Annotated in this window: 10 protein-coding genes; 7 read left to right on the top strand and 3 right to left on the bottom strand. The window is 67.5% G+C overall.

Translation table 11 applies throughout. From position 1 onward, the window contains the following. Positions 1–30: 30 nt before the first annotated feature. Together AC1REM_RS14435 and AC1REM_RS14430 are read left to right on the top strand one after the other, a co-directional pair. Positions 31–1,287, top strand: a complete 1,257-nt coding sequence (locus AC1REM_RS14435; RefSeq protein ID WP_492515232.1) for an ROK family transcriptional regulator — start codon at positions 31–33, stop codon at positions 1,285–1,287. A gap of 96 nt (positions 1,288–1,383) precedes the next feature. Continuing rightward, complete coding sequence (locus AC1REM_RS14430) at positions 1,384–4,398, top strand: alpha-mannosidase (protein WP_492515231.1); 3,015 nt, start codon at positions 1,384–1,386, stop codon at positions 4,396–4,398. Positions 4,399–4,401: 3 nt separating this feature from the next. Here AC1REM_RS14430 and AC1REM_RS14425 read toward each other — a convergent pair whose 3' ends face one another. Next, on the bottom strand, positions 4,402–4,644 hold the full coding sequence (locus AC1REM_RS14425) for an acyl-CoA carboxylase subunit epsilon (RefSeq protein WP_492515230.1): 243 nt from the start codon (positions 4,642–4,644) through the stop codon (positions 4,402–4,404). After that, positions 4,641–6,230 (bottom strand): acyl-CoA carboxylase subunit beta, encoded by a 1,590-nt coding sequence (locus tag AC1REM_RS14420; RefSeq protein ID WP_492515229.1) that lies wholly within the window; start codon positions 6,228–6,230, stop codon positions 4,641–4,643. The genes AC1REM_RS14425 and AC1REM_RS14420 overlap by 4 nt, the downstream gene beginning before the upstream one ends. Before the next feature lie 126 nt (positions 6,231–6,356). On the opposite strand from AC1REM_RS14420, the gene AC1REM_RS14415 reads away from it, so the two are divergent. The 5 genes from AC1REM_RS14415 (at position 6,357) to AC1REM_RS14395 (ending at position 10,993) form a co-directional block, all read left to right on the top strand. Further along, positions 6,357–7,127, top strand: a complete 771-nt coding sequence (locus tag AC1REM_RS14415) for a biotin--[acetyl-CoA-carboxylase] ligase (RefSeq protein WP_492515228.1) — start codon at positions 6,357–6,359, stop codon at positions 7,125–7,127. Positions 7,128–7,191: 64 nt separating this feature from the next. Next, positions 7,192–7,743 (top strand): PH domain-containing protein, encoded by a 552-nt coding sequence (locus AC1REM_RS14410; RefSeq protein ID WP_492515227.1) that lies wholly within the window; start codon positions 7,192–7,194, stop codon positions 7,741–7,743. A gap of 76 nt (positions 7,744–7,819) precedes the next feature. Then, entirely contained in the window at positions 7,820–8,944 is a 1,125-nt protein-coding gene (locus tag AC1REM_RS14405) for a 5-(carboxyamino)imidazole ribonucleotide synthase (protein ID WP_492515226.1), read from the top strand. A 118-nt stretch (positions 8,945–9,062) separates the two neighbouring features. After that, positions 9,063–9,530: a 5-(carboxyamino)imidazole ribonucleotide mutase gene (gene purE, locus AC1REM_RS14400; RefSeq protein WP_492515503.1), complete on the top strand. Its 468-nt coding sequence runs from the start codon at positions 9,063–9,065 to the stop codon at positions 9,528–9,530. Then, a complete protein-coding gene (locus AC1REM_RS14395; protein WP_492515225.1) occupies positions 9,527–10,993 on the top strand; it encodes an LCP family protein in 1,467 nt (488 codons plus the stop codon). Before purE ends, AC1REM_RS14395 begins: the two co-directional genes overlap by 4 nt. A 557-nt stretch (positions 10,994–11,550) precedes the next feature. On the opposite strand, the gene AC1REM_RS14390 is transcribed toward AC1REM_RS14395, so the two are convergent. Next, positions 11,551–13,308, bottom strand: a complete 1,758-nt coding sequence (locus tag AC1REM_RS14390; protein WP_492515224.1) for a DUF4012 domain-containing protein — start codon at positions 13,306–13,308, stop codon at positions 11,551–11,553. Positions 13,309–13,390 lie beyond the last annotated feature (82 nt).

Raw genomic sequence — 13,390 nt, 5'->3', positions numbered from 1 at the left:
TCAGAACACGCCTTTTGGGATGATGGAGTGATGATGACGGATGATGCCGCGCTGCGGCGTGGCACGAATCAGCCGCGTATGGGCGACTTCAACCAGTCGGTGGTGCTGGAGGCCATTCGGCGTGCGCCGCAGGGGCTGAGCCGTGTCGAGCTCGCCGAAGGCACGGGGCTGTCGGCGCAGGCGGTCACGAACATCACACGCCGTCTGCTGGAGCAGGGCCTTGTCGTCGAGGCGGGGCGCACGATCCGCGGCCCGGGCAAGCCTCGCACGATGCTGCGCCTCGATCCCACGCGGCAACTCGCGATCGGCGTGCACCTGGATCCCGCCGTCATGACGTTCGTGCTCTTGGATCTCGCCGGTGACGTCATCGCCCAGGCGACCGAGCGCACTCCGACGGGAACACCGCGTCGCATCATCGATGCGATCGTGCGAGCGATCGAGGAGCTCGTCGTCCGCTCTGGGGTGGACCGGACGCTCATCGTCGGCGTCGGCGTCGCGTCCCCCGGGCCGCTCGATGTCGCGGGCGGCACCGTGATCGATCCGCCGAAGCTCGCCGGCTGGCATCGCGTGCCCCTGCGCGATGCCATCAGCGCAGCGACCGGCTTGCCGCTGCTGCTCGAGAAGGACACGACGGCGGCAGCCGTGGCCGAGCTCTGGCGCGGCAGCGATCAGGATGTGCCGTCGTTCCTCTTCGTCTATCTCGGCACCGGCATCGGCGTGGGCCTGGTGCGTCGGCACGAGATCGTGCGGGGCTCTTCGGGCAACGCGGGTGAAGTCGGGCACATCATCGTCGATCCGGATGGCCCGCTCTGCGGCTGTGGCCTCCGCGGATGCCTCGGGGTCGTGTGCACTCCGCAGGCGCTTGTCGAACGCGCAGAGCATGCGGGGGTCCTCGAGGACACCCGACTGGGCAGTGACCCGGAGAGCGTGGATGCGCGCTTTAACGAGCTCTGTCGTCGCGCCTCAGCAGGGGATGCTGCAGCACAGCGCCTGCTGGACCGCAACGCCGAGCAGCTCAGCGTGGCCATCTCTGCGCTCACCAACGTGCTCGACATCGATCGGGTCGTCTTCGGGGGGCCGTACTGGTCCCGCCTTGCCGACACCTACCTGCGTGTCGTGCCGCAGCGGCTGCAGGAGCAGAGCGCGACGCGCGCGATCCGCCGTCTTCCTGTGGCGGGGACAGTAGCGGGCGACGACGTTGCGGCGATCGGCGCCGCATGTGCTGTTCTGGACGCCGTGCATTCGCCGCACACGTCGAGCCTGTACCTGAGCGGCCTCGAAGCCTGAAGCTGCCGTCGCGCGGTTTTCGAGGTTCGGGATAGCTCTTGTCTGAATAACTACAAGCGATGTAGTATTCAAAACTGTCCCGCATCGGAGCACGATATGCACGGCTCAGCCACTCTCACTGCAGCGCGAGTTCAGCGCTTCATCGAAGAGCGCCTGAACGCGGCGGTCTACTCAGAGGCTCGTGCGCTCACGCTCACAGCGACGGTACTGGCGGGGGAGCCCCTACCGTTTGCGGAAGCGACGAGGCGCGAGTTCAGGCCGTTTGCAACGGGCACACCGTGGGGCGCGCCGTGGAGCACCATGTGGGTACGGATGACGGGCACCGCGCCAGATCTGAGGGAGGGACAGCGCGCGGAGCTCGTCATCGATCTCGGCTTCACCGAGGCGCAACCGGGCTTTCAGGCGGAGGGGACCGTCTACCTGCCAGATGGCACGATCGTGAAGGCCGTCGAGCCCCGCAATCGTGCGGTGCCGGTGCACGCCGCGCCGGGGGAGGCGCTGGAGTACTACCTTGAGGCGGCCGCGAACCCTGATGTCGCCGAGGGGTTCCGCTTTCGTCCTACGGCTCTTGGCGATCGCGCAACCGCAGGAGACGCACCTCAGTACACGTTTCGGCAGGCCGACGTCGCCGTGCGAGAAGAGGCGGTCTGGGAGCTGCTGCAGGACGCTCGGGTGCTGCTCGATCTCACGACGGAGCTCGATCCCTCGAGCGCGAGGCATGCCGAGATCCTCCACGCCCTCGACCGCATGGTCGACCTCATGGATCCCGACGACATCGTCGGCACGGTCGGTGCCGGACGCGCGGCGCTGCATGAGGTGCTCACTCGCCCCGTCGCGGCATCCGCACATCGGATTCATGCCGTAGGGAACGCGCATATCGACTCGGCCTGGCTCTGGCCGGTGCGAGAGACTCAGCGCAAGGTCGCGAGAACGTTCGCGAACGTCCTCGCGCTGCTCGACGACTACCCCGATCTCACCTTCGCCGCGTCCTCCGCCCAGCAGTTCCTGTGGCTCAAGAACGCCCATCCCGAACTGTTCGAACGAGTCCGCGACGCCGTCGCCAACGGCAACATCGCACCCGTCGGCGGCATGTGGGTCGAGAGCGACACGAACATGCCAGGCGGAGAGGCACTCGCCCGGCAGTTCGTCCGGGGCACGCGTTTCTTCGTGGAGGAGTTCGGGATCCAGCCCCGCGAGGTATGGCTGCCGGACTCCTTCGGATACTCGGCTGGTCTTCCGCAGATCGCGCGTGCGGCGGGTGCACGTTGGATGCTCACGCAGAAGATGTCGTGGAACGAGACGAATCGGATGCCCCATCACACGTTCCTGTGGGAGGGGCACGACGGCTCACGGATCTTCACGCACTTCCCGCCTGTTGACACCTACAGTGCTGAGATGTCCGCCGCCGAGCTGGCGCGCGCCGAGCGGCAGCACAGCGAGAAGGCACAATCCAATTCATCGCTCGTCCCGTTCGGGTACGGCGACGGCGGCGGCGGACCCACGCGGGAGATGCTCGCGGCGGCTCTGCGGCAGCGTTCGCTGGAGGGGTCGCCTGCCGTGACTCTCTCGAGCCCCGCGCGCTTCTTCACTCAGGCGGAGACCGAGTACGCGGATCCGCCGCAGTGGCAGGGCGAGATGTACCTGGAGTTCCACCGAGGAACGTACACGTCCCAGGCGCGGATGAAGCGCGGCAACCGTAGAAGCGAGCACCTGCTGCGTGAGGCGGAGCTCTGGGCCGTGCACGCGGCGCTGCAGGGCGCGGCGTACCCCTACGACGAACTCGACGCTGCGTGGGAGACCGTTCTCCTGCAGCAGTTCCACGACATCCTCCCGGGCACCTCCATCGCGTGGGTGCATCAGGAGGCCGAACGCCGCTACGACGAAGTGAGGGACTCGTTGGAGCGGATCATCGCGCAGGCACTGGGGGTCGTCGCCGGTACGGGGACGACAAGGCTTGTCGCGAATGCGGGTCCTTATACGCAGTACGGTGCCGCGGGGTTGGGGATCTCCGCGGCGCTGAACAGCACCGGAGGATCCGCCACCGCATCGCGGACGGCGAACGGGTTCCGACTCGAGAACGATCACCTCGTAGTCGAGCTCGATGAGGCGGGACTCATCACCTCGCTCGTCACCCGCGACGGCGGACGGGACGCGATCGCACCCGGGGGGCGGGGAAACCTCCTGTCGGTGCATCGCGACACCCCGACGCAGTGGGATGCCTGGGATATTGACGAGCACTATCGGCGCTCGGTCGACGAACTGAGGGACGCGATCTCGGTCGAGATCGTGGCGGCATCTGACGTCTGCGTGGTGCGCGAGTGGGGGGCCACGCGCATCACGCAGACCCTGCGCCTGGAGCCGGGCGGCCACGCTCTGCAGATCGAGACCAAGATCGACTGGCGTGAGCGGCAGAAGCTGCTCAAACTCGGTTTCGACTTCGATGTGCACGCGGATGCGGCGACATCAGAGATCCAGTTCGGTCACGTGCACCGCGCGACCCATGCGAACACGTCGTGGGATGCTGCTCGTTTCGAGACCGTGGCGCACCGATGGGTGCATGTGGCGGAGCCGGGCTACGGTGTCGCGGTGGCGAACGATGCGACCTACGGGCACGACATCTCCGCGGTGCCGCGTGCGGGGGGCGGGCGGGCGACGTCGGTGCGATTGTCGCTGCTGCGGGCGCCCACGTATCCGGATCCCGCGGCGGATCAGGGCGAGCACGTGTTCCGGGTGAGCGTGCGACCAGGAGCACAGATCGCCGACGCGGTCGTCGAGGGGTACCGACTGAACGTCCCGGCACGTCGCATCGAGGGTGCGGCTCCGGTGCCGAGGTTGCTCACGCTCGACAATCCTGCCGTCGTGGTCGAGGCCGTGAAGCTCGCCGAGGACCGCAGCGGGGATGTGATCGTGCGGCTCTACGAAGCCTGGGGAGGGCGAGCGGATGCCACGCTCTCCACGGCCTTCGGGTTCAGCGAGGTTCGAGAGACCGACCTGCATGAGACGACCGCGCCCGCACGTGCGATCACCGGCAGCGAGGGCACACTGCTGCAGCTGTCGCTACGGCCGTTCCAGCTCGTGACTCTGCGATTCGTCGCGCCCCGGCTGCACTGAGGCCTAGCCCGAGAAACGCCCCCAGGGGATGTCGCGGCGCAGGGATGTGCGCAGCGGACGCTGTGTGCGCGCCCACGCCGAGACCCGAGCGGTTTCCGCGACGGCGGCTGCCGTCTCGGCGGCGTGCGCGTCGGATAGCACGGCGATGAGGGCCGCGAGCTCTTCCTCTGTGGCGTCGCCGCGCACGATCTGCAGGGAGACGAGGTCGCCGTCGCCCGGAGTCTCTTGAGGGGCGTCGTGACTCACAGCGGGATGTTTCCGTGCTTCTTGGGCGGAAGCTCGGCACGCTTCCCACGCAGGGAACGCAACGCCTTCGCGATCGCGACGCGGGTGTTCGCGGGCTCGATGATGCCGTCCAGCTCACCGCGTTCGGCGGCGAGGAACGGGGAGGCGACGTTGTACGTGTACTCGTTCGCGAGGCGTGTGCGCACGGCCGCGACATCCTCGCCGGCCTCCTCAGCCCGCTTGATCTCTCCGCGGTAGAGGATGTTCACGGCGCCCTGGCCGCCCATGACGGCGATCTCGGCCGTCGGCCAGGCGAGGTTCACATCGGCGCCGAGCTGCTTGGAGCCCATCACGATGTACGCACCGCCGTAGGCCTTGCGCAGGATGACGGTGACCAGTGGCACCGTGGCCTCGGCGTAGGCGTACAGCAGCTTCGCGCCACGACGGATGACGCCGGTCCATTCCTGGTCGGTGCCGGGCAGGTAGCCGGGCACGTCGACGAGCGTGACGATCGGAATCGAGAACGCATCGCAGAAGCGCACGAAGCGGCTGGCCTTCTCGCCCGCCTCGATGTTGAGCGTCCCGGCCATCTGCGAGGGCTGGTTGGCGATGATGCCGACGGATCGCCCTTCGACGCGACCGAAGCCGATCAGGATGTTCGGGGCGAACAGCGGCTGCACCTCGAGGAAGTCGCCGTCGTCGACGACGCGTCCGATGACCTCGTGCATGTCGTACGGCTGGTTCGGCGAGTCCGGGATGATCGTGTTGAGGCCGCGGTCGGCATCCGTCGTCTCGAACTCGAAGGCGGCGTCGTAGCTGGGGATCTCTGCCATGTTGTTGTCGGGCAGGAAGCTGAGCAGCGTGCGCGCGTAGTCGAGCGCGTCATCCTCGTCTTCGGCGAGGTAGTGCGCGACGCCCGAGCGGGTGTTGTGCGTGTAGGCGCCGCCGAGCTCCTCCATGCCGACGTCTTCGCCGGTCACGGTCTTGATGACGTCGGGGCCGGTCACGAACATCTGGCTGGTCTTGTCGACCATGATGACGAAGTCAGTGAGGGCGGGCGAGTACACCGCTCCTCCGGCAGCTGGGCCCATGATGATCGAGATCTGCGGGATGACGCCCGATGCGCGCGTGTTCAGTCGGAAGATCTCGCCGTACTTGCCGAGCGCGACGACGCCCTCCTGGATGCGGGCACCGCCCGAGTCGAGGATGCCGATGCACGGCATGCCGCCCGCGAGGGCGTACTCCATGACCTTGATGATCTTCTCGCCGGCGACCTCGCCGAGCGAACCGCCGAACGTCGAGAAGTCCTGCGAGTAGACCGCGACGGGGCGGCCGTGGATCGTCGCGACGCCGGTGACGACAGAGTCGCCATAGGGGCGGGACTTGTCCATGCCGAAGGCGGTCGTGCGGTGGCGCACATACTCGTCGAATTCGACGAAGCTGCCGTTGTCGACGAGGAGCTCGATGCGCTCGCGGGCAGTCATCTTGCCCTTGGCATGTTGCTTCTCCTTCGCCTTCGCTTCTGCGTCGACGACGGCTTCGCTGTAGCGAGCGCGGAGGTCGGCGATCTTGCCGGCAGTGGTAAAGAGGTCGGGCTGATCCGTCACGGATTCCACACTAGCGTCGCCTCGCACGCAGTCGTTGGATGCTTCGCACAACGACCTTGCTGATCCTCTGTCGTTTCTCGCGGTTCTGCCCGGCGGACGCGCGCCACCGCGCAATAGTGTGGCTACATGAACCTTCCGCACACATCGGCCGCCGCCGCCCGCCTTGACATCGCCGAGGCGACCGGATCGACGAACGCGGATCTGCTGGCAGATTCGTCGGATGCTGCGGCATTCCCGCACTTCAGTGTTCGTATGACGGACGACCAGCGTGCCGGGCGCGGACGCCTCGATCGAGAGTGGATGGCACCCGCCGGAAGCGCGGTGGCCGTGTCGGTGTTGCTGCGCGATCTGGAGATCGTGCCCGATCAGCGCGGGTGGATTCCGCTGGCCGCCGGCGCGGCGATGGCCGAGGCGGTCGCCGCACAGCTCCCCGATGCGCAGGTCGGGGTCAAATGGCCCAATGACGTCCTCGTCGATGGACAGAAGATCTGCGGCATTCTCGCGGAGGCTGCTGGCAGCAGTGTCGTCGTGATCGGCGCGGGCGTGAACACGGAGATGACCGCCGAGCAGCTACCGGTGCAGACCGCCACCTCCTTCCGCCTGCACGGGGTGAACTGCGACGTCGATCTCCTTCTGGCGGGCTACCTCGCTCGTCTGGACGCACACCTCGCGGGTCTTGCGGAGCACGGAACGGCGATCGCGAGTGGGCTGCGTCGTGCTGTCAGTGCTCGCTGCCTCACCATCGGACAGGCGGTCATCGCGCACCTGCCCGGCGGGGGAGAGATTCGCGGAGAGGCCGTGCGACTCGCTGCGGACGGCCAGCTGGTGCTGCAGACGGAGGATGGCGAGGCATCCGTCGCCGCGGGCGACATCGTGCATCTGCGCCCCGCCTCCTGATGCATCCCCGACACACCGAGGGCGGCCGCCGTTGCGCGTCATCCCGACACGACAGAATGAAGACATGACACAGCCCGTGGGACTCGGAGGGCGGCCCCTCATGCCGCCGCCCGGCGCGCCCACGGAAGAGCGGCTCATCGCCCGATTCCACCGCAACGCCCGCCACTTGTTCTGGTCGGCGCTCGTGCTCGTCGTCGTCAGCGGCACCACGGCTTACTTCTATGACAATCTGCCGGCACCGTTCACCAACGGCATGCTGCTGGCGGCCGCCGGCCTCATCGTCCTGATCGCTGTCGTCGTGCCCTTTCTGATCTGGCTCTCGCACAGCTACTCCGTGACGACACGTCGGATCATCGCGCACAACGGAATCGGCGCTCGCCGCAGCCAGGAGATGTCCCACGCGCGGGGGTACACGATCACGGTGCGCCGCGGGTTGTTCCAGCGGATGTGGGGTGCCGGCACGGTCACCTTGACGAACGGCGTGGATGCACCGCTTCGCCTGGTCGACATCTCGACCGTGTCGCTCGTGCATGAGACGCTCGCCGACCAGATCGAGGTCGGCCAGATCCTCGCGCACCGCAACGCGCAGTCCGCGACGACCACGCCCGGCTTCTGACCGCACGCGGACAAACCGGTACGGGCGTGCTCCCCGGTGCGGAACAATAGAGAAGACCGTTACCGAGGAGGACCTGATGGCGTTGCGCGTTGGCGTGATTGGTGCAGGGCAGCTTGCACGCATGATGATTGCCCCTGCGGTCGAGCTGGGGCTCGACATCCGTGTCCTCGCCGAAGGCGAGGGGATGTCGGCGCAGCTCGCCGCAACCGCCGTCGGCGATTACCGCGACATCGAGACGGTGCGTCGCTTCGCCGCCGAGGTCGACGTCGTCACCTTCGATCATGAGCACGTCCCGCAGGAGGTGCTGCGCGCACTCGTCGCCGACGGCATCGCCGTGCATCCCGGTCCCGATGCGTTGCGATTCGCGCAGGACAAGCTCGAGATGCGCGCCCGACTCGCCGACCTGGGGGTTCCGCAGCCCGACTGGGCGCGCGTCGAGAACCCCGAAGCGCTGCAGAGCTTCCTCGACGCCCACGGCGGGCGCGGCGTCGTGAAGACCCCGCGCGGTGGATATGACGGCAAGGGTGTGCGTGTCGTCGACAACGCACAGGATGCCGCGGAATGGTTCGATCTCCTGGAGTCCGGCGAGGCCCTCCTCGTCGAAGAGCTCGTTCCCTTCGTGCGCGAGCTCGCTCAGCAGGTGGCCCGCCGCCCATCCGGCGACAGCGTCGTCTACCCGGTCGTCGAGACCGTGCAGCGCGGCGGTGTCTGTGCGGAGGTTCTCTCGCCCGCGCCTGGCGCAAGCGAGAAGCTCATCGAGGTCGCCGCACGTATCGGCCGGGAGATCGCCGAGGGGCTAGGCGTCACGGGCATGCTCGCGGTCGAGCTCTTCGAGACGGACGACGAGCGCATTCTCGTGAACGAGCTCGCGATGCGCCCGCACAACAGCGGGCACTGGAGCCAGGACGGTGCGGTCACCGGCCAGTTCGAACAGCACCTGCGCGCGGTCGCCGACCTCCCGCTCGGCGACACCTCGCTGCGCGCACCATGGGCCGTGATGGTCAACATCCTCGGCGGGCCGCAGGACGCCACGATGGGGGAGCGCCTCAACACGGTCATGCAGAAGCATCCGTCCGCTAAGGTGCACACCTACGGCAAAGACCCCCGTCCCGGACGCAAGGTCGGCCACATCAACGTCACCGGCGACGACCTCGATGACGCCGTCTACGAGGCGCGTTCCGCGGCCGCCTGCTTCGAGTGAGCGCGGGATTCGCCTCGCCACACCGTGTGCGCAGAGGCGAACTCCCAGCCCTGACCAATAGCCTTGTCGGGTGACTGGGCCACTGCATTCCTCCTCCGCGCCACTCGTCGGCGTCATCATGGGTTCCGATTCCGACTGGCGCGTGATGGCGGATGCCTCTCAGGCACTGACCGATTTCGGAATTCCGCATGAGGTCGAAGTGGTTTCCGCGCACCGTACCGTCGACAAGCTGGTGCGGTACGGACGCGAGGCACGCGCCCGAGGCATCCGGGTGATCATTGCGGGTGCGGGCGGAGCCGCTCACCTCCCGGGAATGATCGCCTCGACGACGGCGCTGCCCGTGATCGGTGTTCCGGTCCCGCTCGCCTACCTCGACGGCATGGACTCGCTCCTCTCGATCGTTCAGATGCCCGCAGGCATTCCCGTCGCCACCGTCTCGATCGGCGGTGCAAAGAACGCAGGCCTTCTCGCCGCTCGCATCCTCGGTACGTCCGACGCCGCACTCGCGGACCGCGTTGAGACGTACGCGCGCGAACTGGAGGGACAGGTCGAGGCGAAGAATCAGCGCCTGAAGGACTCTCTATGACCTCGCTGCGCGATCCGCTGTCCGCTTCGCGTGGGGGGCGCCGCACGCTGATCGAGACCGCGCCGATGCGCAATCCGGATGTCTCGTCGGTCGGCACCATGACCAAGCGCGGATGGTGGCTGCTCGCAATGAACGTGCTGCTGCCCGGATCCGCGCAGGTTCTTGCCGGCAACCGCAGGCTCGGCCGATTCGGGCTCGGTGCGACCCTGATCCTGTGGCTGATCGTGCTCGGCACCATCGGTCTCGCGCTCTTCGGCCGCCAGTTCCTGCTCTGGCTCACGATCGGCAGCGGCCCGCTGTCCTGGGTCGTGCTGACGCTCGCGCAGATCATTCTCATCGGCTACGCCGTGCTCTGGGTGGTCTTGACGTTCGACACGCTCCGTCTCGTGCGTCTCGTGAAGGTCGCGCCCGCCGCGAGGATCGCCATTCCCCTTGTGGCGGTGCTCATCCTCAGCCTCTTCGGGGGTGGCGCGGCCTACGCTGCCAACATCGTCGGCACCGGCCGGGGCACGATCGACGCGGTGTTCCAGCAGAGCGGACCGAGCCTTCCGCCCAGCGACGGTTACTACAACATCCTGCTCCTCGGCGCCGACAGCGGCGAGGGGCGCGACTCCATGCGCTACGACAGCATCTCGGTCGTCTCGGTCAATGCAGAGACGGGGGCCGTGACCATCACGGGTATTCCGCGAGACATGCCCGGATTCCCCTTCGCGCCGGGGCCGATGCAGGATCTCTACCCGGACGGCCACGAGAGCTATGACGACGAGGAATGCGGCTGGGGAAGTGGCATCAACCAGCTGCGTACCGAGGTCGAGATCTGTCGCAACGACTACAGCGGCGAGGGGCTCTATCCTGAGGCGGTCTCTCTGGGATCCGAGCCCGGGGTGGAAGCGACGAAGGACGCCGCAGAGGGCATCCTCGGTATCGAGATCCCGTACTACGTGTTCATCGATATGCATGGCTTCGCCGCGCTCATCGATGCGCTGGGCGGCGTGCAGATCTCGGTCGCCGAGCGGCTTCCGATGGGCGGCGGACCGTCCTATGACGGAGAGCCGGCAGAGGACTGGGCGATCGGATGGATCGAGCCGGGCGATCAGCTCATGAACGGCGACACCGCGCAGTGGTATGCGCGCTCGCGGTACACGACGAGCGACTTCGACCGGATGCTCCGTCAGCGTCAGCTGCAGGCAGCGATTCTCGCGCAGTTCACACCGCAGAACGTTCTGACCCGCTTCAATGAGGTCGCCGCAGCCGGTACTGCGATCGTCGCGACAGATCTGCCGCAGGACAAGCTTCCCGAGTTCTTCGATCTTCTGTTGAAGGCCAAGGAGCAGCCCTTCGGGGCGATTGAGCTGACACCGGACGGTGGGATCGACGAGTACGAGCCGGACTACGCCTACATCCAGCAGCTCGTGCAGCAGACGCTGCACCCGCCGACTCCAACACCTGAGCCGGAGGGGTGAGCGCAGCCTCAGCGCGGTCAGCTCACGCCGAGGGCCGACAAGGGCATGGGCGCGGGTCGATGCGCCGGAAACGCAGACCCGCGCCCATGCCGGAACGGCGGTGGCCCTGAGGGGAGGGGGAACCACCGCCGCCCGTCGGGCGGTCGCTAAGCGAGCCGCCCGTCAGACGCGAGAGCGGCGAACTACCCCAGTCGCCACAAACGCGCCACCAGATGCACCAACGATCGAGTTGGTGCCGATTGCCCACAGCGGCAGCACGCCGCGTGTGAATGCGGGTTCGCTGGCTGCTCGTGCGCGCACGCGTTTCATCTCGCCGTGAAAGAACCCTGCGTCGACGGCCGGACCGGCAACGTACGCACAGGGTGGCGATGGATCAGAGCCAGAGAGGCGCCGAGCTTTGTTGAGCATGTTTCTCCCCCAGTGAGATTCACGCGGAACCGCCTGAGCGCCACTCCCCAGCGTTGCTCAGTCGTCGGGTTCTTTCGCACCCCCACGGTGGTCAGAACCCGGTATCCCCAGATGTGGAACGAGCATACCTCACGACGACCTGCGCGTCACTAGTCGCAGCGGAGATTTTCTTGGGCATGCTCGGGGTTCCCGAGGAGGGGAGTGTGGCGCAGTTCTGTCAGCGTGAGACCGGCGCCCGGGCCGCGGAAATCCACCGTCACCTCACGACTCTCGCCCGGTGCGAGGACGATCGCGAACTGCACGAGCGGGCGTGCATCCCACGTCGTGCGCTGATCCGCTTCACTCTGCCCGTCACGCACAGCAGCGTCGACGGAGGAGCCGGCGGGACCGTACACGGCGACGAGAGTGCCAACGTCGCCGGGCGGAACTCCACGGACGCCGTCTCCTGTGACGAGCGGGGGCAGGGAAGCAGCATCCGCGGGCGCGTCGTTGCTCCAGTGGATCGTGACACGCGTCGTCGGCTCGCCGTGGCACTCTCCGACAGCCACGCTGAAGCGCGGGGCGGCGTAGTAGTCCATCTTTCCGCCGGTGGCGTCGTTGATCAGGATCCCGACCGTCGCGGAATCTGCGAGATCGTGAGGCAGCGCACCTCCGAGCGTCGACGTGTCCAGCACCTTCTGCTCCTCGGGGTGGACGCTCCAGATGCGAACCCGCTGTTCGGCTGCTGATGCGGCCAGAGCGGCCATGAGGTCTGCCGGCGGGGCCGCGAGCGCGGCGTTGAGAATGGCCGCGCTCGCTCCCACGAAGAGCGCGTCGCGAGCCGCCTGATCGGGGCTCGTCAGCGAGATCTCCGACGCCAGAGCATCGACCACGCTCTCACCGTCAAGCGCCAACGGCCCTGCCGTGACGGGACCGGTCGCCTCGAGCAGGTGCGCCGCAACCTGCACATCGATGGCGAGCACGCCGTCGACGGTACCGCCGAATGCGCTCTGCCACATCGCCGCGATCAGCGGTGCCGCCTCCGTGAAGTCGGGAATGCTCGTCGTGTTCTGGACGGCTCGGGCCGGTTCGTCCCCGAAGAGGGCGAGGACGGGATCCGAGAGCTCCAGGACCGGCTCACTCGGAGGGAGATCGAGCGGCGAGGCGCTGCGCACCAGACTGATCACTCCGGCCTCTGCGCGCAGCAACACTAGCGCGCCCACGGTGCCACCGGCGGAGCGCAGCTCGGCGTTGTTCTGCACGACCACGACGTACGTGCGCGGCCCGTCGCCGCCGAGCATCGTGGGGAGCAGTACGCTGGCTCCGTGCAGTGCACCGACGACACCGGATGCCCCGGTCACGGCCTCCTGAAGGTCGTGGATCATCTCGGACACCGGCGCGATCGTGGCATCCGCGTCGATGCGAAGAGCACGCGATGCTGCGTTCGACAGTGACGCGGCCGGTCCGCGCAGCCGCGACTCGACCTCGGCCAGAGGTCCGAGCTCCATCGTTCCCTGGATGAGTCCGAAGTGGGCGAGATCGATGTCGGATGCCGCGGCGATGACGGGGGCGAGGGACCCGGAAGTCACGTCGTCGGCCAGTTCGGCGGCCTCGCGAACGGCGGTGAAGTTCGCGCCGATCCACGGGACGACCTCGAACGTGCGCCACACGGGATCGGAGGTCAGCGTCTGTGCAGACTGCGCGCGCGCCGCGATCCGGGTCGCGATGCTCTTCGCCTGCGTGTACTCCGCTTCGGCGATCGCGCCCTGCAACGCGACGTCGTCATCTGCGATGCCGCGCAGGTTGTCCACAGCGCCCATGCCGCGCACGACGACCCATCCCACGGCGATTGCGAGCAGCAGGCCCGCAAGCAGGAGCGTCGTGACGACCCAGTGCGGTCGCTGCCGTGGAAGCCGCCCATCGCTCATGGGAGCATTCAAGCACGGTGGGGCGCGGGCGCAAGGGGAGACCGTGGCGGTTCCCGGAACGCCTCAGGACTCTCACGGCCGC

It is taken from the genome of Microbacterium sp. GW823-FHT02G05, assembly GCF_058797175.1.
Note: the sequence above shows the minus strand (reverse complement) of the source record. Positions and strands in the feature narration are given on the sequence as shown.